The organism is Streptomyces sp. NPDC001594 (assembly GCF_042893675.1).
Taxonomy (GTDB): Bacteria; Actinomycetota; Actinomycetes; order Streptomycetales; family Streptomycetaceae; genus Streptomyces.
In genome coordinates, this window is the sequence record NZ_JBIAVB010000005.1 from 59,211 (window position 1) to 83,533 (window position 24,323).

At 75.0% G+C, this 24,323-nt stretch carries 22 protein-coding genes; 16 read left to right on the forward strand and 6 right to left on the reverse strand.

Features of this window, described 5'->3' with window-relative positions; genetic code table 11:
- Positions 1–64: 64 nt before the first annotated feature.
- Both ACFY0O_RS11755 and ACFY0O_RS11760 read left to right on the forward strand, forming a co-directional pair.
- On the forward strand, positions 65–1,030 hold the full coding sequence (locus tag ACFY0O_RS11755) for a pirin family protein (protein ID WP_388945769.1): 966 nt from the start codon (positions 65–67) through the stop codon (positions 1,028–1,030).
- Between the two features lie 58 nt (positions 1,031–1,088).
- Positions 1,089–1,550 (forward strand): barstar family protein, encoded by a 462-nt coding sequence (locus ACFY0O_RS11760; protein WP_388945771.1) that lies wholly within the window; start codon positions 1,089–1,091, stop codon positions 1,548–1,550.
- A gap of 52 nt (positions 1,551–1,602) precedes the next feature.
- Here the strand turns inward: ACFY0O_RS11760 and ACFY0O_RS11765 are convergent, their stop codons facing one another.
- Together ACFY0O_RS11765 and ACFY0O_RS11770 are read right to left on the reverse strand one after the other, a co-directional pair.
- On the reverse strand, positions 1,603–2,196 hold the full coding sequence (locus ACFY0O_RS11765) for an aminopeptidase (RefSeq protein WP_388945773.1): 594 nt from the start codon (positions 2,194–2,196) through the stop codon (positions 1,603–1,605).
- Positions 2,197–2,243: 47 nt separating this feature from the next.
- Positions 2,244–2,921: a pyridoxal 5'-phosphate synthase gene (locus ACFY0O_RS11770; protein WP_388945776.1), complete on the reverse strand. Its 678-nt coding sequence runs from the start codon at positions 2,919–2,921 to the stop codon at positions 2,244–2,246.
- A gap of 579 nt (positions 2,922–3,500) precedes the next feature.
- Here ACFY0O_RS11770 and ACFY0O_RS11775 point away from each other — a divergent pair.
- The 11 genes from ACFY0O_RS11775 to ACFY0O_RS11825 all read left to right on the forward strand — a co-directional run bounded on the left by ACFY0O_RS11775 (position 3,501) and on the right by ACFY0O_RS11825 (position 17,355).
- Positions 3,501–4,025: a hypothetical protein gene (locus ACFY0O_RS11775; RefSeq protein WP_388945778.1), complete on the forward strand. Its 525-nt coding sequence runs from the start codon at positions 3,501–3,503 to the stop codon at positions 4,023–4,025.
- A gap of 408 nt (positions 4,026–4,433) precedes the next feature.
- The gene (locus ACFY0O_RS11780) at positions 4,434–6,584 is read left to right on the forward strand and encodes a hypothetical protein (RefSeq protein ID WP_388945781.1); all 2,151 of its coding nucleotides are present in this window, start codon (positions 4,434–4,436) and stop codon (positions 6,582–6,584) included.
- Positions 6,585–6,666: 82 nt separating this feature from the next.
- Entirely contained in the window at positions 6,667–8,349 is a 1,683-nt protein-coding gene (gene pelF / locus ACFY0O_RS11785; protein ID WP_388945784.1) for a GT4 family glycosyltransferase PelF, read from the forward strand.
- Positions 8,346–9,752, forward strand: a complete 1,407-nt coding sequence (locus ACFY0O_RS11790) for a hypothetical protein (RefSeq protein WP_388945787.1) — start codon at positions 8,346–8,348, stop codon at positions 9,750–9,752. The genes pelF and ACFY0O_RS11790 overlap by 4 nt, the downstream gene beginning before the upstream one ends.
- 58 nt (positions 9,753–9,810) lie before the next feature.
- The gene (locus tag ACFY0O_RS11795; protein WP_388945790.1) at positions 9,811–10,812 is read left to right on the forward strand and encodes a GDP-mannose 4,6-dehydratase; all 1,002 of its coding nucleotides are present in this window, start codon (positions 9,811–9,813) and stop codon (positions 10,810–10,812) included.
- Positions 10,813–10,888: 76 nt separating this feature from the next.
- The gene (locus tag ACFY0O_RS11800; RefSeq protein WP_388945793.1) at positions 10,889–11,602 is read left to right on the forward strand and encodes an NDP-sugar synthase; all 714 of its coding nucleotides are present in this window, start codon (positions 10,889–10,891) and stop codon (positions 11,600–11,602) included.
- Between the two features lie 7 nt (positions 11,603–11,609).
- Positions 11,610–12,518, forward strand: a complete 909-nt coding sequence (locus ACFY0O_RS11805; RefSeq protein WP_388945796.1) for an NAD-dependent epimerase/dehydratase family protein — start codon at positions 11,610–11,612, stop codon at positions 12,516–12,518.
- The gene (locus ACFY0O_RS11810) at positions 12,515–13,177 is read left to right on the forward strand and encodes a spherulation-specific family 4 protein (protein ID WP_388945798.1); all 663 of its coding nucleotides are present in this window, start codon (positions 12,515–12,517) and stop codon (positions 13,175–13,177) included. Before ACFY0O_RS11805 ends, ACFY0O_RS11810 begins: the two co-directional genes overlap by 4 nt.
- Positions 13,174–14,133 (forward strand): endo alpha-1,4 polygalactosaminidase, encoded by a 960-nt coding sequence (locus tag ACFY0O_RS11815; protein WP_388945801.1) that lies wholly within the window; start codon positions 13,174–13,176, stop codon positions 14,131–14,133. The genes ACFY0O_RS11810 and ACFY0O_RS11815 overlap by 4 nt, the downstream gene beginning before the upstream one ends.
- 227 nt (positions 14,134–14,360) lie before the next feature.
- Positions 14,361–15,845, forward strand: coding sequence for a hypothetical protein (locus ACFY0O_RS11820; RefSeq protein ID WP_388945804.1), 1,485 nt, complete (start codon positions 14,361–14,363; stop codon positions 15,843–15,845).
- A gap of 73 nt (positions 15,846–15,918) precedes the next feature.
- Positions 15,919–17,355 carry a hypothetical protein gene (locus ACFY0O_RS11825; protein ID WP_388945807.1) on the forward strand — a complete coding sequence of 479 codons (1,437 nt, stop codon included), beginning with the start codon at positions 15,919–15,921 and terminating at the stop codon, positions 17,353–17,355.
- Between the two features lie 74 nt (positions 17,356–17,429).
- Here ACFY0O_RS11825 and ACFY0O_RS11830 read toward each other — a convergent pair whose 3' ends face one another.
- Entirely contained in the window at positions 17,430–18,212 is a 783-nt protein-coding gene (locus ACFY0O_RS11830) for a lysophospholipid acyltransferase family protein (RefSeq protein ID WP_388945809.1), read from the reverse strand.
- 219 nt (positions 18,213–18,431) lie between these two features.
- Here ACFY0O_RS11830 and ACFY0O_RS11835 point away from each other — a divergent pair, with 219 nt between their 5' ends.
- Positions 18,432–20,033, forward strand: coding sequence for an NAD(P)/FAD-dependent oxidoreductase (locus ACFY0O_RS11835; RefSeq protein ID WP_388945812.1), 1,602 nt, complete (start codon positions 18,432–18,434; stop codon positions 20,031–20,033).
- Between the two features lie 37 nt (positions 20,034–20,070).
- Here the strand turns inward: ACFY0O_RS11835 and ACFY0O_RS11840 are convergent, their stop codons facing one another.
- Positions 20,071–21,336, reverse strand: a complete 1,266-nt coding sequence (locus ACFY0O_RS11840; RefSeq protein WP_388945814.1) for a PP2C family protein-serine/threonine phosphatase — start codon at positions 21,334–21,336, stop codon at positions 20,071–20,073.
- Between the two features lie 19 nt (positions 21,337–21,355).
- Positions 21,356–22,285 carry a Rieske 2Fe-2S domain-containing protein gene (locus ACFY0O_RS11845; RefSeq protein WP_388945816.1) on the reverse strand — a complete coding sequence of 310 codons (930 nt, stop codon included), beginning with the start codon at positions 22,283–22,285 and terminating at the stop codon, positions 21,356–21,358.
- A gap of 135 nt (positions 22,286–22,420) precedes the next feature.
- Here ACFY0O_RS11845 and ACFY0O_RS11850 point away from each other — a divergent pair, with 135 nt between their 5' ends.
- A complete protein-coding gene (locus ACFY0O_RS11850; RefSeq protein WP_388945818.1) occupies positions 22,421–22,912 on the forward strand; it encodes a flavin reductase family protein in 492 nt (163 codons plus the stop codon).
- Between the two features lie 23 nt (positions 22,913–22,935).
- On the opposite strand, the gene ACFY0O_RS11855 is transcribed toward ACFY0O_RS11850, so the two are convergent.
- Complete coding sequence (locus tag ACFY0O_RS11855; protein ID WP_388945821.1) at positions 22,936–23,781, reverse strand: STAS domain-containing protein; 846 nt, start codon at positions 23,779–23,781, stop codon at positions 22,936–22,938.
- Between the two features lie 128 nt (positions 23,782–23,909).
- Here ACFY0O_RS11855 and ACFY0O_RS11860 point away from each other — a divergent pair, with 128 nt between their 5' ends.
- Positions 23,910–24,290, forward strand: coding sequence for a winged helix-turn-helix domain-containing protein (locus ACFY0O_RS11860; protein ID WP_388945824.1), 381 nt, complete (start codon positions 23,910–23,912; stop codon positions 24,288–24,290).
- Positions 24,291–24,323: the final 33 nt, after the last annotated feature.

Consider the following 24,323-nt stretch of genomic DNA (forward strand, 5'->3'; position numbering starts at 1 on the left):
CACGCCGCGTCCTTCCGCGGAAAGGAACGGGGCAACGGGACCCCGCAGGGCTACCTTGTCCCGTATGAGCAATCTCGATCGCCAGCCCGCGCTCTCCTCCTGCGGCGGCCGCGGCTTCGTCGTGGCCGAACCGGTACGGGAGCTCCTCAGCCCGCGCACGGTCAGGCTGGGGGAGTCCACCGAGGTCCGCCGCCTCCTGCCGAACCTGGGCCGCCGCATGGTGGGCGCCTGGTGCTTCGTCGACCACTACGGCCCCGACGACATCGCCGACGAGCCCGGCATGCAGGTCGCCCCGCACCCGCACGCCGGCCTCCAGACGGTGAGCTGGCTGCACGAGGGCGAGGTGCTGCACCGCGACAGCGTGGGCAGCCTCGCCACGATCCGCCCGCGCGAGCTGGGCCTGATGACCTCCGGCCGGGGCATCAGCCACTCCGAGGAGAGCCCGCGCCCGCACGCCCGCTTCCTGCACGGCGCCCAGCTGTGGGTGGCCCTCCCCGACGCCCACCGCGACGTCGCCCCCCACTTCCAGCACCACGCGGACCTCCCCCAGGTCACGGCACCCGGCCTGAACGCCACCGTCATCCTCGGCACCCTGGACACCGCGACCTCCCCGGGCACCGCGTACACCCCCATCGTCGGCGCCGATCTCGCCCTGGCCGCCGGCACCGAGACCCGCCTGCCCCTCGACCCGGACTTCGAGTACGCGGTCCTCTCCATGTCCGGCGAGGCCCACGCCGACGACGTCCCCCTCCTCCCGGGCTCGATGCTCTACCTGGGCTGCGGCCGCACCGAACTCCCCCTGCGCGCAACGTCGGACGCGGGCCTGATGCTGCTGGGCGGGGAACCGTTCGAGGAGGAGATCGTCATGTTCTGGAACTGGATCGGCCGCTCCCACGAGGAGATCGCCCAGGCCCGCGAAGACTGGGCCGAGGGCACCCGCTTCGGCGAGGTGAAGGGCTATGCCGGCCCTCCGCTTCCGGCCCCCGAACTCCCGCCGACCCACCTGAAGCCGCGGGGTCGGGTGCGTTGACCAGATGACGTCGGCCGAAGTCCCAGGGGGCGGAGTGATGACAGAAGGGACCTCGGCGATGCGCATCGCCCCATGGATGCATGTCGTCGCGCCGGGCGGTGGCGTGCGGCTGGACGAACTCTTGCCCGTGTCCGGCACCGTTCACGTGGTGCGTCTGAACGGGCAGGACATGCCGGACGAGATTTCGGCCTTTCGGGAGTTCGATGAAGCGCTGAGGTTCCCCGAATACTTCGGATGGAACTGGGACGCCCTGTACGACTGCCTTCGTGACCTGCGATGGCTTTCGGCGGATGCCCATGTCCTGATCATCGAGTCCGCCGAGAGCGCCCTGGCCGATGACGAGGTTGCTCGCGACGAGTTCTTCAGGACCCTCTGGCGCGCGGGTCGGCGGTGGTCTTACACCAAGCGGCCCGAAGGTGCGACGCTCAGTCGTCTCTTCGTTGTCCTGTCATGTGGCACGGAGTCCGCGGACAGCCTCGCGACACGGCTCGGGGAAATCCAGGGGTCGTCCGACCACTGACCTGGGTCATGTGTGACGGGCCGCCGGTTCGTCGGTGGTCCTCACGGTGGGGTCAGGGCAGGTCGAGGAGGGCCTGGTGGGTGCCGCCGAAGGCTGCTTGGAGGTCGGTCAGGTGGAGTTCCAGGAGCCAGTGGGCCCGCCAGCCGCCCGTGGTCGTGCGGCGCAGGGGGCGGTCGTTGTCCGGGGAGATGTGGGCGTCCGCCCGGGCGCACATCGGGTTCGCGGCCGGGGCCTCGCCCGCGAGGTGGCCGGCGTGCCAACCGCCCAGGGTCCAGCCCGACTTGGCGGCGAGGGCCTGGAGCTCGGCGTACAGCTGCCGGCCGGTGATGCCCGGGTCCGCGCGGAACGCCTCGCGGGCCGCGCCGAACAGCTCCGGCAGGTCCTCGCGCAGCCGCAGACGGGCCGGGTCCTCGCCGAGGACGACGGTGTGGGGGCCGGAGCGGACGATCCGCCCGGGGCACCGCGTCCGGGTGCCCAGCACCTCCCGTGCCAGGTCCCCGATCCGGTCGGTGACCTCGTACTCGCTGCGGCCGGCGGCGAACAGCCCGCGCCGGGCGGCTTCGGCGAACAGGGCCCGGGCCCTGCCCTGGGCCTCCGCCAGGCCCAGGGCCCTCAGCCGCACGTCCATCCGGTCGGGTGTCGCCATCGTCATCGCCATCGTGCCGTTCTCCCGTCCGTCCTGCCGGCCGGGTGTCAGGACCAGAGCCGGAAGCGGCTCCAGCCGTTCACGGTGCGCTCGTAGCGCAGCCGCGTGTGGACGCGGTCGGCCGCCGCCTGCCAGAACTCGGCCTCCACCGGTGCGAGGGTGTAGAGCGTCCAGGCGGAGTCGACCAGGGAGGGGTCCTTCCCGATGAGGCCCAGGGCCTTCTCCAGTGCCTGGTCGCGTTCGCCGGTGTCGGCCAGGTACTGGCTCTGCCGCCCGAGCAGGGCCCCGGCGCGGGCGGTGGCGGAGCGGGCGGGGAAGTCCGCGGCGTTGTCCCGCGCCGAGCCGGGGGTGACGGGCCCGCGGAGCCGGACCTGCCGGCCGTGCTCCGGCCAGTAGAAGGTCAGCGCGGCGCGCGGGTGCACGGCCAGCTGATGCCCCTTGGGGCTGAACGCGTGCCCGGCGAACCGCCACCCGGCCGCGTCCACGTCCACGTCCTTGAGGATCACCACCCTGGCATCGGGGTCGCCGGCCTCGTCGACCGTGGACAGGGTCATCGCGTGCGGGTCGCGCAGCCCGTCCGCCACGGCGTCGGACAGCCACGACAGGAAGAGGCGGACCGGATCGGCCGGGGCCCGCTCGGGGGCGAACCCGGGCAGCGGCCCCGCGAAGACCTCGATACCGCGGAGCCACGCGCGGACGCCGCCGCCCCGCTCTCCGTCATCCATCTGCCACCTCCGCAACGGCACACCTTCGTGTCTCATCTTGCATCTGCGGCGAAAATTCGACAATTAGCTGGCAAATGCCTGGGTCATGGCCCAAAGGTGGCTGTTTTCGGGTGGGTGGATTTGGAGCTAGCCACAAGGTGGGCCGGTTCCTCGGCCGCCCGCCGTGCGGGGTGATGCTGAGTGAGTCCCGCTGCGGCGGAGGGGCTGGCGGAGGGGCCGGGTGAGGGGCGGGAGTCCGGTGGCCGTTGGCCTCGATTTTCCGTGGCGGCCGTCCGCCGGTCGTCCGGGAGGGAGGTTCCGTTTGTGGTCGCCGGTGGGGGCGGGCCGGAAGCGGGGTATGGGGTTCCGGGGGCCCGCCGGAGCGGGTACGCGCCATTCGCGGTTCCGGGGGCCGTCCGGACAGCGGAGCCGGGGGGTGGCGGTCGGGACCCTCCGTGGACTGCCCGTATACGGTGGGTGATCATCGCTCCGAGGGGTGCCGGGGCGCCTTCGCGGGGCGCACACTTCCGGCCGTTGCGCGCCCCCCGCGCTCCCCGGGGGGCAGACGCCGCGCGAGGCCTCGTCCTAGCCTCCCGGGCCATGCGATCACCTCTGAAGAGCCGACTCGGCCCCACCGCGTTCCTCGCCCTCGTCCTGGCCCTGTTCGGACTCGCCCCCGCGGCCCAGGCCGACCCCGCGCCGGCCGCCCTGACGTTCGCCACGAACGCCGCCACCGTCACCCCCGGCGGCACGGTGAACCTCTCGATGACGCTCACCAACAACAAGACCTACGACGTCTGGTTCGTCTACCAGACCATCTCGCCGACCTGGCTCACCAACCAGCGCGCCGACCTCAAGTACAGCTTCACCGGCTGCAGTGTGGCCACCCCGAGCGGCGCCGCCGCCTGTTCCGGCGTCGGCCCCTCCGACCTCGGCGGCAACTACGGCGCGACCATACCCCCCGGTCAGAGCCGCACCGTGACCCTCACCCTCAAGGTCGCCGCCGACTCCGGCTGCAACGGCAACATCGGCTTCTACTCGTACTACTACGCCGAGTTCAGCGACAGCACGAACACCAGCGGCGGCCCGGTCTACACACCGGAGACCCGCGTCCTCTGCGCCTGAGGGCCCCCGCCCCGACCAGGAGTGGCTTGAAATCGCCCCCCGCGTAAGACCCCTGGTGGTCCAGACCACCAGGGCAGGGTGCCGCCGGACCCCTCGGGTCCGGCGGCACCGCGCTCGGCTCCGGACCGGCCCTCATGGTGATCGGATCCGCCCGCCCGCCAGGTTCCGGAAACGGTCCGCAGCGGTGCCTGAGGGCAACTCGCCCTACCGAACGCCCAGTTGGTCGCCTGCGTTTTTCCGTCGGTTTTCGCAACGCCCCCACGAAAGCTACACACAGGCACCACCATGTGACGCGACGGATGCGTCGACGACTGGTTTCTGAGGGGGAGACCGGCGTGGCGCAAGGGGGGCGTCCGCCGCTTCGTGCGTGCTGCGCTCACCCCTGCCCGGGGAGGGGACTTTCACCGCATGAAGCGAAGCAGGCGCAGCATACGTACCGCCGTCTTATCGGTGGGCGCGCTCATCGCCGCCGCCGGGCTGCCGGCCGGCGCGGCCCACGCCGCCGACGCGGCCGCACCCCGTGTGGACCTGCGGGTCCTGGTCGTGGCCGACGGCGGCCCGGCCGTCCAGGCCATCACGGCCGAGCTGGACTCGGCGGGCACGCCGTACACCCAGGTCGACCTCACGCGGCCGGACCGGCCCACCATCGACGCCGCCTTCCTCGCCGACACCGTCGGCGGCCGGCCGCGCGCCAAGTTCCAGGCGGTCGTCCTGCCCAACGACAACCCCTTCGCTGCGGGTTCCGCCGAGATGGCCGCCCTCGCGGCCTACGAGCAGACCTACGAGATACCCCAGGTCGACGCCTACACCTACGCCCGCCCCCAGGTCGGCCTCCAGTACTTCGTCGCCGGCGGATACGCCGGCAGCGTCGACGGCGCCCAGGCGGCCGTGACCACCGCCGGCCGCTCCGGCCCCTTCGGCTACCTCGAGGGCTCCGTCCCCTTCGAGGACAACTCGCCCACCGTCGGCGAGAGTTACGCCTACCTGGCCCAGCCCGCCCCCGGCGCGGACTTCACCACCTACGTCGACGCGCCCATCCCCGGCACCGCCCGGCGCGGCTCGCTCGTCGGCGAGTACAAGCACGACGGCCGCCGCGAACTCGTCGTGACCTTCGTCTACAACCGCTACCAGCAGCAGTACCGGCTGCTCGCCCGCGGCATCGTGGAGTGGATGACCGGCGGGATCCACCTGGGCGCCTCCCGCAACTACTTCTCCGTCCACGTCGACGACGTCTTCGCCGCCGACGACCGCTGGGACACCCGGCTCAACTGCACCCCCGGCGACGTCGACTGCGCCGGAGGCGGCGGCGGAACCCCCCAGCCCATCCGCATGACCGCCGACGACGCCGAGTACGCCAAGAACTGGCAGGCCGCCCGCAACTTCACCCTCGACATGGTCTACAACGGCGCCGGCAGCCTCGACCAGCGCGAGGACAACAACGGCGTCGACCTGCTCGCCGACAAGCTCCAGGCCGACCGCGGCACGTTCCGCTGGATCAACCACACCTACACGCACGCCTTCCTGGGCTGCGAACAGGACGTCAGTGTCGTCCCCTGGCGGTGCGCCACCAACCCCGACGGCAGCACCAGGTGGGTCAGCCGCAGCACCATCGACAACGAGATCGTGCTCAACCGCCTCTGGGGCCAGAGCTTCGGCCTGCCCCTGCAGAACGACGAGCTGGTCACCGGCGAGCACTCCGGCATGGCCGTCCTGCCCCAGCAGCCGCAGGACAACCCCAACCTGGCCGCCTCCCTCACCGGCAACGGCGTCAAGTGGGTCGCCTCGGACAACTCCCGGGACCCCGAACCGCGCCAGGTGGGCTCCGCCTCCACCGTCGCCCGCTACCCCATGAACGTCTACTACAACGTCGGCAAGGCCGCCGAGGCGGCGGACGAGTACAACTGGATCTACACCTCCCGCGCCCAGGGCGGCAGCGGCATCTGCGAGGACCACCCGGACACCACGACCTGCCTGCCCGCACCCCTGGACACCGCCACCGGGTACGCGCAGAAGATCGTGCCGGCGGAGACCCGCACCGCACTCGGACACGTGCTGTCCAACGACCCCAAGCCGCACTTCATCCACCAGTCCAACCTGGCCGAGGAGCGCCTCGCCTACCCGGTGCTGGGCGGGGTCATCGACGGCTACGACGCCCTGTTCGCCGCCAACACCCCCCTGGTGAACGAGCGGATGAAGGACATCGGCACCGAACTGAAGCGCCGCGGCGCCTGGAAGAACGCGCTCCAGGCCAACCAGGTCACCGCCTACCGCATGGGCACCGCCGTCACCGTCGTCGCACCGGCGGGGCTCGACGTCACCGCCACCCTGCCCGCCGGCACCCGGCTGGGCACCGCCGCCTTCGGCAGCCCCTACGCGGGCCGGGCCTCCGGCTGGACCACCTCGAACGGCACCGCCCTCCAGCTGACCCTGCCGCCGTCGGCGCCCGCCGCGCCGACCGCCGCGGCCGCACCCCGACCGGCGCCCGCCACCGCACCGGCACCCGCGGCGAACGTCCCCGCCGCCGTGCGCGACGGCGCGACGGGCACCGACCGGCGCTGAACCGGCGTCCCGCCCGTCCGGGCCGCCCCGCGCGGCCCGGACCGGCCCGACCACCCCCACACCCCGGCCGTGGAGCACACCCATGCACGCTCAAGCCGGCGCGCGGCGCCCCGGCGCGCCGCACGTCACCCTGCTCACCGAAGGCACCTATCCGCACAGTCACGGCGGGGTCAGCGTCTGGTGCGACCAGCTCGTCCAGGGCATGCCCGACATCGACTTCGACGTCATCGCCGTCACCGGAACCGGCCGGGAATCCCTGGCCTGGGACCTGCCCGGCCATGTCCTCGGGGTCCGGTCGGTGCCCATGTGGGGCGCTCCCCCCGAAGGCCGCGCCCCGCGCGGCCGCGGCCACCGCAGGCTCTCCGGCGCCTACGAACAGTTCCTCACCGCCCTCCTCGACCCCAGCGCCGAGGCCGGGTTCGCCCCCGCCCTCTCCACCATGGCGCGGGCCGCCTCCGACGGCGCCCTGAGCCCCTACCTGCGCGGGGACCACGCCATCGCGGTGCTCGCGGCGGTCTGGAACCGCCCCGGGCTCACCGTGCGCGAGGCCCGCCCCACCCTGCACGACGCCCTGACCGCGACCTCACTGCTGGAGCACGCCCTGCGCCCGCTCGCCGCCCCGCCCCCGGAACACGGCGTCGCCCACGCCGTCAGCGGCGGCGTCGCCGTCCTGCCCGGACTCGCCGGACTGGAACGGCACGGCGTCCCGCTGCTGCTCACCGAACACGGGGTCTACCTGCGCGAGCGCTACCTCGGCTACCGCACGGCCCCCTACCGCTGGCCCGTCAAGGCCGTCGTCCTCGGCTTCTTCCGGCTGCTGGCGGAGGAGAGCTACCGGCGGGCCGCCCTGGTCACCCCCGGCAACCGCTACAACCGGCTGTGGGAGGAGGAGGGCGGCGCCGACCCGCAGGCCATCCGCACCGTCTACAACGGCGTCGACCCCGCCGCCTTCCCGCCCGCCGGGCCGGAGCCGGACGCGCCCACCCTCAGCTGGGCCGGCCGGGTCGACCCCATCAAGGACCTGGAGACCCTGATCCGCGCCTTCGCCCTGGTCCGCGAACGGGTCCCCGAAGCCCGGCTGCGCCTGTTCGGCGGCACCCCGCGCGGCGGCGAGGCGTACCGCGACCGCTGCGAGGCCCTGGCCCGCGACCTCGGGCACGCCGACGCGGTCACCTTCGAGGGCCGGGTCGACGACATCAAGGACGCCTACGCGGCCGGGAACGTCGTGATGCTCTCCAGCATCAGCGAGGGCTTCCCCTTCACCCTGATCGAGGCCATGTCCTGCGGGCGGGCCACCGTCTCCACCGACGTGGGCGGGGTACGGGAAGCCGTCGGCGAGGCCGGCCTCGTCGTACCGCCCCGGGATCCGCAGGCCATGGCCGAAGCGGCCCTCGAACTCCTCGGCGACGCCCCCCGCCGCGCGGCCATGGGGGAGGCGGCCCGGCTGCGGGTCATCGAGCAGTTCACCCTCCGCCAGACCATCGACACCTTCCGCTCCATCTACCTGGAACTGCCCGGCCTGGACCGCGCCCCGCTCACCGCGGCCCCGGTACCGGCGAAGGCCGCCCCCGCCCCCGCCCCGGCCGTCCCCGCCCCCGTCCCCGCCCCGGCCCTCCTCACCCCCGTGGCCGTCGCCGCCGGGCGGGCCCGCAGACAGGAGCGGGCCCGTCCGCCCGCACCCGTCCGGACCCTCACGGCCGACGGGCGGCCGGCCCGCGAGACCGAGACCCCCGCGGCCACAGGCACCGGGAGCCTCGCCGGATGAGCGGGCCCATGCAACTCGAACCCGGCGGGGCGCACCAGGACACCCTCGCCCTGCGGCTGGCGGACACCAGCGCCCGCCCGGCCCGCCGGGCGTGGGCCGAGACCACCCTCACCCTCAGACTCCCCGGCCCGAACGAGGAGGAGGTCAGCCGGCTCGCCGCCGAACTGGCCGACCGCGTCGGGGCCGCCGTCCACCCGTACGAGGTGGCCGCCCTGCTGGAGGCGGAGGGACTCTCCGCCGAGGTGATCCGGGAGCGCTACGGACACCCCAACATCTTCTCCCTCGCCGCCGCCCTCTACGAGCGGGTGCCCCGCGTCTTCCCGGACCCCGCCCGGCCGCCGGACCCCTGGCGCCCGGACACCGTACGGTGCCTGCTGCGCGGGGTGCTCTTCGCCCTCCCCGGGCTGGCCTACCTGCTCACCGCCCCGCTGTGGCACCCCGGCCGGCACGCCGCCGGGCCGGTCGTCGCCGGGATCGTCTCCTGGGCCTGGGGCCAGGCCCTCGGGCACCGCGCCTACCTGCGCATGGTGGCCGGGCGGCGCGAGGCGGCCCGGACCCTGCTCGTCGGGGCACCGCTCGGCGCGGCCGCCGCCACCGCGGCGGGGGCCGCGGCCGCCGGGGGCTCCGCCGTCACCTGGGCGGTCGCCGCGCAGTCCCTGTACCTGGCCGCCGCCGGGATCCTGCTGGTCCTCGGCCGGGAACGGCTGCTGCTGGCCGCCCTCACCCCGCTGGCCGCCGGTGCCGCCGTCCTGCCCTGGTGGGAACCCGGCCCCCTGATCCGGGCGGCCCTCCCGGCGCTCGCGCTCCTCGCGACGCTGGCCGCGGTCGCCCGGGTGCTGCGCGGCGCGTACGCCACCCCGGCCGCCGCCGACGGCGGAGCCCGGCCCCCGCTGCGCCGCTCCCTGCCGTACGGGCTGTTCGGCCTCGCGGCGGCCGTACTGGTCCTGCTGGAAGGGCGCGCCGAGCCGTACGCGGTGATCGCGCTGACCGTGAGCATGGGCCCGGCCGAATGGCTGCTCTACCGCTTCCGCGGCCTGTCCGTCACCGCCCTCGGCTCGGCCTCCACACCCGCCGGGTTCCTGCTCCGGTCCACCGGGGTGCTGGGCCTGTGCCTGGCCGGGTACCTGCTGCTCCTGCTGCCCGTGGCGCTGCTGACCGGCGCGGACCCCGCCGCCCTGCTGCTGCTCGCCGCGACCCTGTGGACCGCCCTGCTGCTCCAGGCCTTCGGGGTCGCCTGGCCCCCGGCCGCCCTCTGCGCGGCGGCCGCCGCCGGTGCGGGAGCCGCCACCCTGCTCGGCCGGTCCCAGGGCCCGCCCGCCCTGACCCTGGCCTGCGGCCTCGCCGCGGCGGCCCTGGCCGTCTGCACCCTCCGCATCCTCGGCCGCCCGGCCCGCCACGCCTGACCGCCGGACCCCCGCTCACACCCGTACAACCAGCCAACCCACCTGAAAGGTGCACCAGTTGACCACCGCACCGCTCGCCGCCGTCACCGGAGCCGAGGGCTTCATCGGCTCCCACCTCACCGAGGCCCTCGTCGCCCGCGGCTACCGGGTCCGCGCCATGGCCCAGTACAACTCCTTCTCCTCGTACGGGTGGCTGGAGGCCCTGGCCCCGGACGTCCTTGACCAGGTGGAGATCGTCCTCGGCGACGTCCGCGACCCCGGATCCGTCCGCGGCCTCCTCGAAGGCGCCGAAGCCGCCTACCACCTGGCCGCCCTCATCGCGATCCCGTACTCCTACCGGGCCCCGCACAGCTACGTCGACACCAACGTGACCGGCACGCTCAACGTGCTCGAAGCCGTCCGCGCCCTGGGCACCCCCCGCCTCGTGCACACCTCCACCAGCGAGACGTACGGCACCGCGCAGACCGTGCCGATCACCGAGGACCACCCCATCAACACGCAGTCCCCGTACGCCGCTTCCAAGGCCGGCGGAGACCGGCTGGCCGACAGCTACCACGCCAGCTTCGAGACCCCGGTGGTCACGCTGCGCCCGTTCAACACCTACGGGCCCCGCCAGTCGATGCGCGCGGTGATCCCCACCGTCATCGGCCAGGTCGCCGCCGGGGAACGCGTCATCACCCTCGGGGACCTGCGCCCCACCCGCGACTTCAGCTTCGTCAAGGACACCGCGCAGGCCTTCCTCGCCGCCGGCACCGCACCGGCCGCACAGGTCGTCGGCCGCACCTTCAACTCCGGCACCGGCGGCGAGATCTCCGTCGCCGACCTGGTCACCCTGATCGGCAAGGTCATGGACGTCCCCATCGAGGTCCGCGAGGACACCGAGCGGCTGCGCCCGCCCGCCTCCGAGGTGATGCGGCTGGTCGCCGACGCGAGCCGGCTCACCGCCGCCACGGGCTGGCGGCCGGGCCACACCCTTGAGGAAGGCCTCGCGCACACCGTCGAGTTCTTCCGCGACCCGGCCAACCTGGCCCGCTACAAGACCGGCATCTACAACATCTGACCGTCGGGCACACCGCCGACGTTCTCCACAACCCCACGTCACTCACCTCCCCCCACCCAACCCTAGGAGGAGACCCATGTACGCAGTGATCCTGGCGGGCGGCAAGGGCGTCCGGCTGCGGCCCTACACCACGGCCCTGCCCAAGCCGCTCGTGCCCATCGGCGACCAGCACGCCATCCTCGAAATCGTGCTGCGACAGCTGTCGGGCGCCGGCTTCACCCGGTGCACCCTCGCCATCGGGCACCTCGGCGAGATCATCCGGGCCTACGTCGGCGACGGCTCCCAATGGGGGATGAGCGTCGACTACGCCACCGAGGAGAGCCCGCTCGGCACCATGGGCCCCCTGCTCAACCTGCGCGACCGCCTCCCCGAACACTTCCTCGTGATGAACGGCGACGTGCTCACCGACCTCGACTACGCCGACGTGCTGCGCAGCCACGAGGCCTCCGGGGCGCCGCTGACCATAGCGACGTACCCGCGCAAGGTGCACGTCGACTTCGGGGTGCTCACCACCGACGCCAGCCGGGTCGTGGGCTTCACGGAGAAGCCCAGCATGGACTACCACGTTTCCATGGGGGTGTACGGTCTGAGCCGCTCCACCCTCGACACCTACACGCCCGGCCTGCCGCTGGGCTTCGACGAACTCGTCCTCGACCTGCTGGGCGCCCAGAACCCGCCGCACTCCTACGCGTTCGACGGCTACTGGCTCGACATCGGGCGGCCCGACGACTACGACCGGGCCAACGCCGAGTTCACCAGCCGCAAGTCCTTGCTGCTCAAGGGAGCCTGAGCACCTCATGCGCATTCTCGTCCTGGGCCGGACCGGCTACCTGGGCGCCCATGTCGCCGACCGCCTGCGCGCCCTCCCGGGCGCGCGGGTGTTCGACGGCGGACGCTCGCCCGGCGCCGACTTCGGCATCGACCTCGCGGCCGACCGGCCGCGGCGGCTGGCGGCCGTCCTGACCGCCGCCGCGCCCGACGCGGTGGTCAACTGCGCGGGGGCGACCGGCGGCGACGCCCTGACCCTCGCCGAGGCCAACGCCCGCGGCCCCGCCGCCCTGTGCGCCGCGCTGCGCGAGGCGGCGCCCGCGGCACGCCTGGTGCACCTGGGCTCGGCGGCCGAGTACGGCCCCGGCACGCCCGGCACCCGGGTCACCGAGACGGCCGCGGCCCGTCCGGTCGGCCCGTACGGGGCCACGAAACTGGCGGGCACCCTCGCCGTCACCGCCTCCGGCCTGGACGGCGTGGTCCTGCGGGTGGGGAACCCGGTGGGGCCCGGCGCCCCGGCCGGCGGACTGCCGGGGCGGATCGCCGCACTGCTGCGGGAGGCCGGCCCCGACCCGGAGGCGGTGCTGAGGCTGGGCGACCTGTCCGCGCACCGCGACTTCGTGGACGTCCGCGACGTGGCCGACGCGGTGGCGCTCGCCGTCACCGCCCCCGGCCCGCTGCCCCCCGTCCTCAACATCGGCGCCGGCCGGGCCGTCCCCGTCCGCGACCTGGTCCGGGGCCTGGCCGAACGGGCGGGCTTCCGGGGGCGGATCGAGGAGGAGGCCCCCGGCTCGGCCCGCTCCGCCCAGGTGTCCTGGCAGTGCTCCGACGTCACCGCCGCCGCCGAGGCCCTCGGCTGGCGTCCCGTCCACGGCCTCGACGACTCGCTCGCCGCGCTCTGGGCGGCGACCGCCCCGGCGGGAACCCTGACGCCATGACCCTGCTCGTTCCGCTGTACGTCCACCCCGCCGAGGACCCCGGCGCCTGGCACCGGCTGATCACGGGCGCCGCCGCGACCTACGGGGTGGTGCTCAACCCGGCCGACGGGCCGGGGGAGCGCCCCGACCCGGCGTTCGCCGCCGCGGCCGCCGCGCTGCGGACGGCCGGAGCCCGCCTCCTCGGCTACGTGGACACCTCGTACGGGGCGCGCGGGCAGGTCGAGGTCGTCCACGAGATGTGCCGCTACCAGGAGTGGTACGCGGTCGACGGCTGCTTCCTCGACCGCGTGGCCGCCACTCGCGAGGAACTGCCCGGCGCCCGCAGGATGATCCGCTCGCTGCGCCGGCTGGGCGCGCGACCCGTGGTGCTGAACCCGGGCGTCCACCCCGTGGCCGGCTACGTCCGCCTCGCGGACCTGACCGTCACCTTCGAGGGGCACTGGTCCACGTACGTCTCCTCCTTCACCCGGCCCGCCTGGACGGCCCGGCACGCCCCCGAGCGGTTCTGCCACCTCGTCTACGGGGTGCCCGAGGCCCTGGTCCCGCTCGCCGTCCGCACCGCGCACCAGCGCGGCGCGGCGGTCTGCGGGCCGGTCACGGGCGAACTCCCCAACCCCTGGAAACAGCCCACCCCCGCACTCACCGGGATGGAACCATGAGCCCCGCCCCGCCGACCCGCCCCCGCCTGCCGGCCCGCACCCTCCTGCTGGCCGCCGTGACGGCACTGGTCCTCACCGGCTGCTCCACCACGGGCGACGAGGACGACGACGCCGCACCCGACCCGGCGGAACCGACCGCGACCCGCGGGACGGGGCCCGCCTCGCCCGGCCCCGCCCCCTCCGGCTCCCCGGCCACCCCCGCCCCGTCCGGATCATCCTCCGGGCCGTCCCCCTCCGCCCCCGGCGGCCAGGGCGGACCCCGCTGGCAGCCGCGGCCCGGCCTGGCCTGGCAGTGGCAGCTCGACGGACGCTCCGACCCCTCGGTCGACGTGCCCGTGTACGACATCGACGGCTTCGAGAACACGACGGAGGACGTGGACCGGCTGCACCGCGACGGCCGCAAGGTCATCTGCTACGTCAACGTCGGCGCCTGGGAGGACTTCCGGCCGGACAAGGACGCCTTCCCCACCAGCCTGTTCGGCAAGCCCAACGGTTGGAAGGGCGAGCGCTGGCTGGACATCCGCCGCACCGACCTGCTCCGGCCGCTCATGGAACGCCGCTTCGACATGTGCCGGGACAAGGGCTTCGACGCGGTGGAACCCGACCTGGTGGAGGCGTACGGCAACGACAGCGGCTTCCCGCTGACCGCGGAGCACCAGCTCGCCTACAACCGCATGATCGCCGAGATCGCCCACGCGCGCGGGCTCGCGGTCGGGCTCAAGAACGACCTGCCGCAGATCCCCCAGCTCGAAGGCGCCTTCGACTTCGCGGTCAACGAGGAGTGCGCCCAGTTCGGCGAGTGCGCCGCGCTCAGCCCCTTCATCAAGGCGGGCAAGGCGGTCTTCCACGTCGAGTACAAGGGGAACCCCTCGAACTTCTGTCCCGAGGCCCGCAAGCTCAACCTCTCCTCGATGCTGAAGAACCAGGAACTGGACACCTGGCGCAAGCCCTGCTGACCGCGCCGCACGGCGGACCGCGTCAACCCCGGGCCGCCGCGTCATCCCACCAACCCGCACGGGGGTGAACGGGGCCCGCCGCAGGCCCGGATGCCAGTGGCGGCGGGGCGTGCGCGGGGGCGGTGCGCGGAGCGTGCTCCCGCGCGGGCGCCCCGGTACGCCGGAGGCGCCCCCGTTCGGTGCCACCATGCGTCGCGGACACGGGTCATGCGACGAGAGGTTGGAACGTGACGCCTCAGGCGACCGGGAACCCCACCCGGCAGCTCTCCGACGGACAGCGGAAGCACCCCCAGGCCGCCGGCGCGGCACCCGGCGGCCCCGGCACCGGTCCCGCCCGGCCCGGACCGGCTCCGGCCGGGGCGGACGGGCGCACCGACACCGAACTCCTCATCGCCGCCTCCGTCCTGCTCGCCGACGCCGCCCTCGCCGCCAGACGGGCCGGGGCCGACCTCACCGGAGCCCTGACCGGCGGCCGCTTCGCCCTCCAGGCCCTGCGCCGCCCCACCTGGGCCGTGGGCACCGCGCTGTCCTGCGTACGCGCCCTGACCGGACCGGCCGGACTCGGCTTCGGGGCCAACGGCGGCATCGTCGGCGAACTCGCCCGGATCGCGGGCAACGTGACGCGCCGCCGACCCGCCGCCGTCGCCATGGCGGTGGACGCCTTCGCCCTGCGCATCGAGGCCGCCACCGTCACCCACCCCAACCTGGACTCCGCCCACGCCCGCCGCCTCACCGGCGCCCTCGTCGCCGGCGACCGGCTGGAGGCCGCCCGCGCCCTGCACGCGCTGGTCGAACGGCTCGGCGTCACCCGGGCCCTCACCACCGTCAGCCCCGTCATCATGGAACTGCTGGCGCTGACCGGACTCCTGGACGAGAACCCCGTCAACGACGAGTTCTCCTGGGTCACCCTCGCCGGAGGAGTCCCCACCACCGACCCGTTCCTCGGCCTGCCCAGCTCCCTCCTCGCGTTCCTCAACCCCGGCCCCGGCCGGGCCGAACGCGCCGAGCCGGACCCGATCCTCGCCAAGGTCCTCGGCACCTCCCGCAACGACATCGTCAGCTACGTCAACGACATCGGCGCCCTCGGCAACCACGGCCTCGTCCTCCTGCGCCGCGTCGCCTGCGCGGACGGCGCCCAGCGCCACGTGCTGCTGCTCCCCGGAACCAGCTTCGCCCTCCTCAGCAACAGCACCCCGCAGGACCTGATCGGCGCCTTCGACGGCTGCCTGCGCACCGACACCACCTACACCCGGGCCGTGAAGAAGCTGCTGCGGCGGGCCGGGGTGCCGGCCGGCTCCGAGCTGATGCTGGTCGGGCACAGCCTCGGCGGCCTGACCGCGATGAACCTGGCCTCCGACCCGGACGTCGCCTCCGAATACCGGGTCACCCACGTGATCACGCTCGGCTCCCCGATCGACAACAAGCGGCCCGCCGACCACACCACCCGGGTCGTCAGCCTGGTCAACAAGCACGACGTGATCCCGATGCTGGACGGCCGCGGCCCGGCCTCCCCGAACGACATCCCGGAGAGCTGGCTGGAACTGGCCTGGCTCGACGAGACGTACGACTACCCCCTCTCGCACGCCCCGCAGGCCTACTCGGACAGCCTGCGCGGCGAACTGGCCCCCTACCGCGAGCAGGTCAACGCCCTGATCGCCCGCTACGACGGCGAGATCACCGCCAACCAGCCCTACATGCTCCGCGACCGGTGACCCGCCCCGAGGCCGCCCCCGGCTCCGCGACCCCGTCCGTGCCCCTGTGTGACCCGAGGGAGAACGCCCCCCGATGACCACCCCCGCCACCGCCTGGCCGCTGGAGAACGCGGTGTTCAGCGCGGCCATGCTCGCCCACCGCCTGCCCTGGGCCGACGCCCCCGCCCGTGCCCTCGGCCTGGACTCCCTCACCCGCGAGGGCGCCGCCCGCGGGGTCCTCGCCCACCTGCGCCGCAGCCGCTCCGGCCGCCCCGTCCGGCTGCGCACCCCGTTCGGCTCGTTCCTCGTCCCGCTCGGCCCGGCCGACACCACCGGGCTCCTCGCCGCGGCCGCCGCCGCGGACGCCCTGGCCCCCGCCGTCCGCCTCGACGCCGCCGGGCGCCGGCACGGCCTGCACCCCCACGTCCCGCTCCCGCCGGACGCCGCCCCGCCCGTGGCGGCCTTCGCCGGAGCGCTGGCCGAGGAACTCCGGCGGGTGGCCGGGGCCCGCCGCGTGGACCACGCCCTGCCCTGGGAGCTCTGGCGGCCCGGGCTGCTGCGCGCCGCCCGCCGGGTGGTGGCGGGCGCGGCCGCGGCGGACGACACCCTGCTCAGCGAGGTCCTGCTGCGGACCGCCGCGGCCGCGGGCAGCCGCGCCCACGAGGACCGGGCGGCCGCCCTGCGCCGCCGGATCGCCCCCTACCTGGCCGACCCGGAACCCGGCACCGTGGCGGCCGGGCTGGCCGCCGGGGCGGCGGCCGGACCCGCGGTGCCCGCCGCCCGTACGGAGGGCGCGGCGCCCGCCGGGGAGGCCGGACGCGCGGAGGCGCTGGCCCACGCCCTGGCCGTGGTCTCGGAGGCGGCCGTCACCACCGCCCTCCAGGCCCTCGCCCTCACCGCCGTCGGCGTCCCCGAAGCGGCCCCCGGCCCCGCCGCGGCCGTGGCCCTCGCGCTGCGCCGCTTCCCCCCGGTCGAGGCCGCCGTCCACCCCGTGCGGACCCGCTTCGTCTGGGACGGGCTCGCCGTCGCCACCGGCACCGAGATCCTGGCCGCCCCCGGCTGGCTCGGGGAGGACGCGGACCCCGTCGACACCCCGCGGCCCGACGCGGGCTCCCCGTTCTGCGGATCCCCGACCGGCTGCACGGCCGGCGCCTTCGCCGCCCGGGTCGCCGAGGAGACCGTCCGCTTCTTCACGGACGCCGCCCCGCCCGCCCTGATCTCCCCGGCCCTCCCCCCGGACCGGATGCCGCTCACCCTGGCCCCGCACACCCTGCTGCTCGCCCTCCCCGCCCCCGGCTCCGCCCCTCCGGCCGCGCGCGCCGCCGGGCCGTCCGCGGACGCGGTGCTGGTCCGTGCCGACGCCGACCGGCTCGACGCCCTGGCCCGCGGCCTCGCCGACTGCGCCGCCGAACCGGGCTGGAGCGGCGACGAGACCGGCGAGGACTTCCGGATGCGGCTGCTGGACCACGCGCAGCGGTGCACCCGGGCGGCCGCCGACGTCCGCGCGGCCGCCCGCCGCCTCGCCGACTGAGCTGCCGGGGCCCCCGGGAGAAGGGGCCCCCGGGAGAAGGGGCGCCCCCCCCGGGAGAGGGGGCGCCCCGGCAGCTACCGCACCAGCGCGTCGCGCCGCTCCCGTTCCCGCTCGACCATCTCCTGGAGGGACCGCTGGACCTCCGAGGAGAGCCTGCGGGCCGCCGCCGCGCGCTCCCCGAACCCCCTGGGCCGCTCCGGCGGGGCGATCGGCTCACCCACGGTGATCAGCCACTTCGCCGGCAGCGGGAACGGAGACGTCAGCGGGAAGTACGGGAGGTCGAGCAACTTCGCCAGCGCCGGCACCTCCCCGATCCGCGGCGAGGACTCCTCCGCCCCGATGACGGTCACCGGCACGACCGGGGCCCCGGTGTGCAGGGCCGCCACCGCGAAACCGGGATTGAACGGCTGGAGCCGGTAGCGCTCCTGGAACGGCTTCTCCAGCCCGGCCAGGCCCTCCGGGAACACCGCGACCAGTTCCCCCTCGCCCAGCCGCTGCATCGCCACCCGCTGGTCCACCGGCACCGCGCCCTTGCGCGCGGCGTACCGGCCCAGCACCGGGAGCCGGAAGACGAACGGCGCGGCCAGCACGTGCAGCGGCCGCCGCAGCGAGCGGACGAGGGTCTTCTGCAGGACGAAGGCGTCCAGCCCCCAGGCCCCGGAATGGTTGGCGACGAGGACCGCCGGGCCGTCGGCGGGGATGTTCTCCAGCCCCAGCACGTCCAGCCGGAACCAGTCGTCGATCAGCCATTCGAGCAGCCGCTCCCAGGCGTTCTCGCCGACGTCTCCGGCCATCTTCCGCAGGAACCGCAGCTCGTTCCCGGCGACCGCGATGACATCGGCCAGGCTCTCTGACACCAGAGGGCCTCCCCTTCTTCCGTGCGTCACAACCAAGCGGCCCTCCCGACAAGGACCTTCACGGTCAACGCCGCCACGTGCCCTTTGATCACGAGGATCGCGCGGATTGCCCAATCGACTCTTCGTTCGCCCGTTCCCCTGCCGCCGCGCGCGCCACGCGACGATCTTCGGCTCGTTGACCCGGTGGACCGTCCACCGACCGACCCTCCAGGAGACCCCATGTCCGAAACCGCCCTGCCGGTGCTCCTCCTCGCCGACCCCGATCCGCTGCGCCGCCACGAGACGGCCGAACAGGTCCAGAGCTGGTACCGGACGTCCTTCCGCGTCCTGCAGGTCGGCGGGCTGTCCGAGGCGGAGCGCGTCCTGGGGCAGCTGGCCGGACGGGCCGTGCCCGTCGCCGCGGTGGTCACCGCCGAGACCCCCGGAGGCCACCCCGAACGCCACCCGCACACACGCTGGCTGCTGCTCGGCGAAGACGGCGGCACGGGCCTGGCGGAGCGGCTGCGCACCGCCCTCGACGACGCCCTGTGCACCTGGAACGCGGAACGCCGGGGCGGCCTGCCCACCGCCGAGGTGCGCGGCTACCGCTTCTCCCCGGCCGCCTACGCGGTCCGCGACTTCCTGGGCCGCAGCGACGTCCTCTTCCGCTGGACGGCGCAGGACCGGCCGGACGCGCCGGTGACCGTCCGGCTCGGCGACGGCACCGAACTCGTCGACCCCTCCATCAGTGAACTGGCCGACCGGCTCGGCCTGATCAGGCCCGCCGGACGCGAACGCTACGACGTCGCGGTCATCGGCGGCGGCCCCGGCGGGCTCTCCACGGCCGTGTACGCGGCGGCGGAGGGCATGAGCGTGGTCGTCATCGAGGACGACGCACCCGGTGGCCAGGCCGGATCGACCTCCCGCATCGAGAACTACCTGGGCTTCCCCGTCGGCCTCACCGGCGGCGACCTCGCCCAGCGCGCGCTCCAGCAGGCCCGCCGGGTCCGGGTCGAATGGCAGCCCACCCGGGTGGCGACCCGGCTGATCCCGGCCCAGTCGGGCGACCACACCGTGGAGTTCGTCAAGGCGGGCACCACCGAGACGGCCTCGGTGTCCGCGGCCGCCGTCGTGGTCGCCACCGGTGTGGAATGGAACCGGCTCGCCTGCCCGGGCACCGAGCGGTTCCTCAACTCCGGCGTCTACTACGGTGCTTCCCTGTCCGACGCGCCCTCAACGGCCGGTGAGGACGTCTACATGGTGGGCGCCGGCAACTCGGCCGGCCAGGCCGCCCTGCACTTCGCCCGGCACGCCCGCTCGGTCACCCTCCTCGTCCGGGGCACCGACCTCGGCGCCTCCATGTCGAACTACCTGGTCCAGCGCATCGAGAGGACGCCGGGCCTGCACGTCCTGCTCGGCACCGAGGTGGCCGAATGCCTGGGCGGGACCAGGCTCACCGGGCTGCGGCTGCGCGAGCGCGCCGGGGGCGAGCGCACCGTCCCGGCGCAGTGCCTGTACGTCCTGATCGGCGGCCGCCCCTCCACGGACTGGCTCGACGGCGCCCTCGAACTCGACGACCGCGGCTACGTCCTCACCGGAACCGCGACCGCGATCGGAACCGGCACCGCAACCGGGACCGGCACTGCCGGCGTCGGCCGTGACGCCCTCCCCATGGAGACCAGCCTGCCCGGGGTCTTCGCCGTCGGCGACGTACGGTCGGGTTCGGTCAAGCGGGTCGGCGCCGCCGTCGGCGAGGGGGCCGCGGCGGCCCACTGCCTGATCGAGTACCGGCGCCGGCACGCGGGCCGCTTCCAGGACGCGGGCGCCTTCGGCGGGTTCTGAACGGCCCCGGCAACCGCGCCGTTCGCACCCCGTCCGTTCACGCGGTGGGGTGCCACTCGGCCAGGAGGATCGTCGCGTCGTCGTGCAGCCGCTGGTCCTGGTGGGTGAGGAGGTCCAGGACCAGCCGGCGCAGGGCCTCGGGGGCCGTGGTCCCCGAGGCCATCGAGCGGATCACGGTGTCGGTCAACCGCTCCTCGCCGAACAGTTCGCCCGTGGCCGAGCGCGCCTCGGTGACCCCGTCGCTGTAAAGCAGCACCCGGTCACCGGGCTGGAGGCGGGCCCGGTGCGCCGGGGGAGGGGACTGCGTGTGGAAGCCCAGGCCGAAGGGCAGTTGGGCCGGGCGTTCCAGGGCCGCCGGCACCACGTGCCCGTCCCGGATCAGCAGGGGTGGCGGGTGGCCGCAGTTGATCCAGGTGAACTCCCCGCGAAGGGTGTCCAGATGGGCGAGGACCCCGGTCATCAGACGGTCCGGGATCCACTGCTGGAGGGTCCGCTCGATGGTGGTGGAGATGTCCTGCAGGGTGCCGCCGGCGCGGCGCGTGGACCGGCACGCGGCCAGCCCGGCGGCGCCGGCCCCGCCGGCCGCGAGGTCGTGCCCCATGGCGTCCAGCAGGGTCAGGTGGAGCCCGCCGTCGGTGAAGTTGTGGTCGAAGGCGTCGCCGCCGATCTCGTACGCGGGCTCCAGGACGGCGGTCGAGGTCGCCTGGCTGGTGCCGATGGTGCGCGGCGGCAGGAACGCCCAGACCAGTTCCGCCTGCAGGGTCATGGGCCGGCTGCGGCCCCGGACGACCAGGAGGTCGTGGTGGGTGGCCTTGGAGACGACGATCAGGGTCGCCAGCGCCGCGAGGGCCCGACACGCCTCCACGCCGCCGTCGTCCAGCGCCGGTCCCGTCACCCGCATGACGCCGACCCGCTCGACGCCGTCGATCATCGGCACCCAGGCGATGGTCCGGTCGCGCGACAGCTGGACCTGCCGGCCGCGGTAGGCCAGACCGGCCAGGGAGGCGTCGATGTCCAGTGCCTCCGCCCGTTCGTCGGCCTCCTCCGTCTCCGCCGCCTCCGGCCGGTCGGCGGCCAGCTGGGGCAGCGCCACGAGCCGCAGCTGCCGGAGGTCGGCCAGGTACAGGCGCGTCTCGGTCAGGCCGAGTTTCCGTGCCGCGTCCTGGATCAGGGCCGGCACCTGCCGGGCCGAGGCCTGGTGCGAGCGCTCCAGCACCCACGCCAGCACCGCGCCCGTCCGGTCGGCCGCCACCACCGGGCTCACCCCGCCCTCCGGGGGCGGGGCCGTGTCAGTCGGCTGCACATGCGCGGCCTCCGTCCCGTCAGCCGGCCGGCGCCGGTTCCCGGCCGCGTCGGTGCGGCCGGGGGCCCCGGATCAGCCGGGCCTCGACGCGGCCCGCGACGACGCGGGTCTCGAAGGCCGGCTGCGGGGCCGTGGCGGGCCCCTCCAGGTTCCAGCCGTCCGCCAGCCGGAACAGACTGCCGTGCCATGGGCAGCGTACACAGCCGTCCTCGAGCCCGCCCTCCGACAGCGGGCCGCCCATGTGGGAGCAGCGGTCGGCCAGGGCGCGGACGGTGCCGTCCTCCTCACGGACGACGAGGACGTCCACCCCGTCGACGCGCGCGAGGGCGGCCCGGCCCAGGGGGAAGTCGGTCACCGGCCCCAGGTGGCGCCATCCGTCCCGCACCTGGTGCGCGACCTGCTCGGCGTGGTTGGCGCCGGCCGCCTGCCGGTAGGCCAGGTGCCCGCCGAGCGCGCTGCCCGCGCCCACCGCGGCGAGTCCGGCCAGGGCCAGGGCGCGGCCGCGCCGGTCCCGGCCGCGGGCCCGGGCGTACAGGGAGGACGCGTAGAGGGCGACCCCGGTGGTGTTGGCCAGGGCGTGGACGAGCCCGGTCCGGGCCTGTTCCGGCGGCAGCTCCGCCCAGTCCGCCCAGCCCGCGGCGGCCGCCGGCGCCGCCGCGGCCAGTCCGATCCCGACCAGGACGGGCGCGGCGCCGCGCCGGCGCCGCCCGGGGAGCAGGTCCACCACGGTGGCCGACAGCCAGGTGCCGATCGGCACCTGGACGAGCAGCGGATGGGCCGGATGGCCCAGCGGTCGGCCGTGGAGCAGGTCGCGGGCCGGGCCGAGCGGCAGGGCCCGGACGGCCTTGCGCAGCCCGCCGATCAGGGCGTCGGCCTGCGGCGCCTGTTCCAGCCGTTCGACCAGGGAGAGCAGCGGGCCCGGTCCCGGTGTCATACGGTGCGTGTCCATGGGGCCGCGTCTACCCGCGACCCCGGGACCCATGTCCGCGCCCGTGGGCGTACGGGAGCCCCGGCCACGCATGCCCGGCCGGGCGACGGGGCAGGGGCGGGCGGGGGGCCAGCGCAGACCTCAGGGAGAGCCGTCATGCCGGAACCGGACCTCGGTGACTTCGCCGTCGCGCAGGACGGCCCGCTGTACGTGGTCACGGCGGCCGCGGACGGACTGCGGGCCGGCTGTCTGGTCGGATTCGCCTCGCAGTGCTCGATCGACCCGCCGCGGTTCGTCGTGTGGCTGTCGGTCCAGAACCACACGTACGGCGTGGCGCGCCGCGCCCGCTACCTCACGGTCCACGTCCTGCGCCGGGAGCAGGAGGCGCTGGCCCGCCTCTTCGGCGGCCGGACCGGCGACCGCACGGACAAGTTCGCCGGGATCGACTGGCGGCCGGGGCGCGAGGGCAGCCCGGTACTGACGGGCGTGGCGGCCTGGTTCACCGGCCGGATCGAGGCCGTCGTCGCGGGAGGCGACCACGAGGGCTTCCTGCTCGCCCCGGTCGAGGACGCGCCGGCCGCACCCGGCCCCGCCACGCCGCTGAGGTTCGGGGACGTACGGGACATCGAGGCGGGCCACCCGGCCTGAGCGCCGCCCGGGGCGGCCCCGTGTCAGGCGGGCCGCTCGTCGGCCCGGCCGTCCTCCAGCCCGGGCCGGTCCGCGCACCGGTGGCCGGGGCGCGGCGCGCAGGCGGAGGCCAGGGCGCGGTCCAGGCGGGCGTGGAACTCCACGAAGCCGGACGTGCGGCTCAGCTGCACGACCGGGTCGGTCAGCCGGCGCGTGCCCACCAGCAGCAGGCGGCGGCCGTGCGCGGACAGGGTGCGTCCCAGCTCGGTCAGCACGACCGTGGCCGCCGGTGTCATCAGCCGCAGGCCTCCGAGCTCGACCACGTAGGCCGGTGTGCCCGGGTCGGCCCCGGCCAGGGCGTGCCGCAGGGCCGCGCGCTCGTGCGGTTCCACGGAGCCCTCCAGGAAGACCACCCAGAGACCGTCGCCGGGGTCCGGAGCTTCCAGCCGGGCCCGGCTCACCTCGAAGCCGCGCGCGCCTCGCGGTTCCGGCGGCGCCGTCGCCCGCCGTGGCGTACCGGGGGCCGCCCCGCCGGTGGCGGGGGCCGGCGGGCCCGCCACGTCGAGGAGGCGCCGGACCGCGGGCGGCGCGGCCGTGACCGTCAGCGGCCGGTGCCGGGCCGCCGCGGCGCGTTCCACCTCGAGGAGCGCGTTCAGTCCGGAGCAGTCACGGAACCCGGCGCGGGCGAGGTCGAGGCTGATCCCTCCGGGACAGGCGTCCAGGGCGGCCAGCAGTGCGAGCCGCAGCTCGTCGGCCCGGTCGGTCCCGACCTCCCCGGTGATCCGGACCGCGGCCGTGTCCGGGCCGTCCCGGCGCACGGTCACGTTCATCGGCCTGTCGGGAAGGCCGTGCTCGTCGCGGGGGATCTCGGGGTCGGCGTAGGCGCTCATGGGACTCTCCAGAAGGCCCGAAGAGATGCTCTGATCGGATTTTCAACGGATTCGGCATGTACGTCAAGATTTGCCGGAAATCCAATACAGGTGATCCATCACTCCCCATATGCGGCATAGTGGTGGATATGGAACCGGCTATCGAGCGTCGGCCCCGGTGGACCTTCCTCACCAGCCACGCCCGCGTCCTCCTCGCGATCTCCCGGGACCCCGGCGTCCGGCTGCGTGACGTGGCGGTGAGCTGCGGTCTCACCGAACGGACCGTGCAGGCGATCGTCGCCGACCTGGAACAGGACGGCTACCTGCGGCGGGACCGGGCCGCCGACGGGCGGCGCAACCGGTACGCCATCGTGCCCGGAGGCCGGTTCCGCCACCCGGCCGAAGCGGGGCACGAGATCGTCGGCCTCCTGGAGCTCCTCGCCGCCGGTCCGCTGCCCGGGGCCGGAGCGGCGCGGGCACCCGACGGGCTGCCGGAGCCGCACGGGATCCGCGGCGCCGCCGGGAGGTGAGGCGCGGGGCCGACGGGGACGGGCCGGGCGCCG

What these genes read in the sequence shown, in the direction of transcription:
- ACFY0O_RS11760 (WP_388945771.1), top strand. Translation starts at nt 1,089, where the DNA reads ATGCGCATCGCCCCATGGATGCATGTCGTCGCGCCGGGCGGTGGCGTG.
- ACFY0O_RS11825 (WP_388945807.1), top strand. Translation starts at nt 15,919, where the DNA reads ATGACCACCCCCGCCACCGCCTGGCCGCTGGAGAACGCGGTGTTCAGC.
- ACFY0O_RS11810 (WP_388945798.1), top strand. Translation starts at nt 12,515, where the DNA reads ATGACCCTGCTCGTTCCGCTGTACGTCCACCCCGCCGAGGACCCCGGC.
- ACFY0O_RS11755 (WP_388945769.1), top strand. Translation starts at nt 65, where the DNA reads ATGAGCAATCTCGATCGCCAGCCCGCGCTCTCCTCCTGCGGCGGCCGC.
- ACFY0O_RS11850 (WP_388945818.1), top strand. Translation starts at nt 22,421, where the DNA reads ATGCCGGAACCGGACCTCGGTGACTTCGCCGTCGCGCAGGACGGCCCG.
- ACFY0O_RS11780 (WP_388945781.1), top strand. Translation starts at nt 4,434, where the DNA reads ATGAAGCGAAGCAGGCGCAGCATACGTACCGCCGTCTTATCGGTGGGC.
- pelF (WP_388945784.1), top strand. Translation starts at nt 6,667, where the DNA reads ATGCACGCTCAAGCCGGCGCGCGGCGCCCCGGCGCGCCGCACGTCACC.
- ACFY0O_RS11770 (WP_388945776.1), bottom strand. Translation starts at nt 2,921, where the DNA reads ATGGATGACGGAGAGCGGGGCGGCGGCGTCCGCGCGTGGCTCCGCGGT.
- ACFY0O_RS11790 (WP_388945787.1), top strand. Translation starts at nt 8,346, where the DNA reads ATGAGCGGGCCCATGCAACTCGAACCCGGCGGGGCGCACCAGGACACC.
- ACFY0O_RS11860 (WP_388945824.1), top strand. Translation starts at nt 23,910, where the DNA reads ATGGAACCGGCTATCGAGCGTCGGCCCCGGTGGACCTTCCTCACCAGC.
- ACFY0O_RS11775 (WP_388945778.1), top strand. Translation starts at nt 3,501, where the DNA reads ATGCGATCACCTCTGAAGAGCCGACTCGGCCCCACCGCGTTCCTCGCC.
- ACFY0O_RS11765 (WP_388945773.1), bottom strand. Translation starts at nt 2,196, where the DNA reads ATGGCGACACCCGACCGGATGGACGTGCGGCTGAGGGCCCTGGGCCTG.
- ACFY0O_RS11835 (WP_388945812.1), top strand. Translation starts at nt 18,432, where the DNA reads ATGTCCGAAACCGCCCTGCCGGTGCTCCTCCTCGCCGACCCCGATCCG.
- ACFY0O_RS11845 (WP_388945816.1), bottom strand. Translation starts at nt 22,285, where the DNA reads ATGGACACGCACCGTATGACACCGGGACCGGGCCCGCTGCTCTCCCTG.
- ACFY0O_RS11805 (WP_388945796.1), top strand. Translation starts at nt 11,610, where the DNA reads ATGCGCATTCTCGTCCTGGGCCGGACCGGCTACCTGGGCGCCCATGTC.
- ACFY0O_RS11815 (WP_388945801.1), top strand. Translation starts at nt 13,174, where the DNA reads ATGAGCCCCGCCCCGCCGACCCGCCCCCGCCTGCCGGCCCGCACCCTC.
- ACFY0O_RS11800 (WP_388945793.1), top strand. Translation starts at nt 10,889, where the DNA reads ATGTACGCAGTGATCCTGGCGGGCGGCAAGGGCGTCCGGCTGCGGCCC.
- ACFY0O_RS11855 (WP_388945821.1), bottom strand. Translation starts at nt 23,781, where the DNA reads ATGAGCGCCTACGCCGACCCCGAGATCCCCCGCGACGAGCACGGCCTT.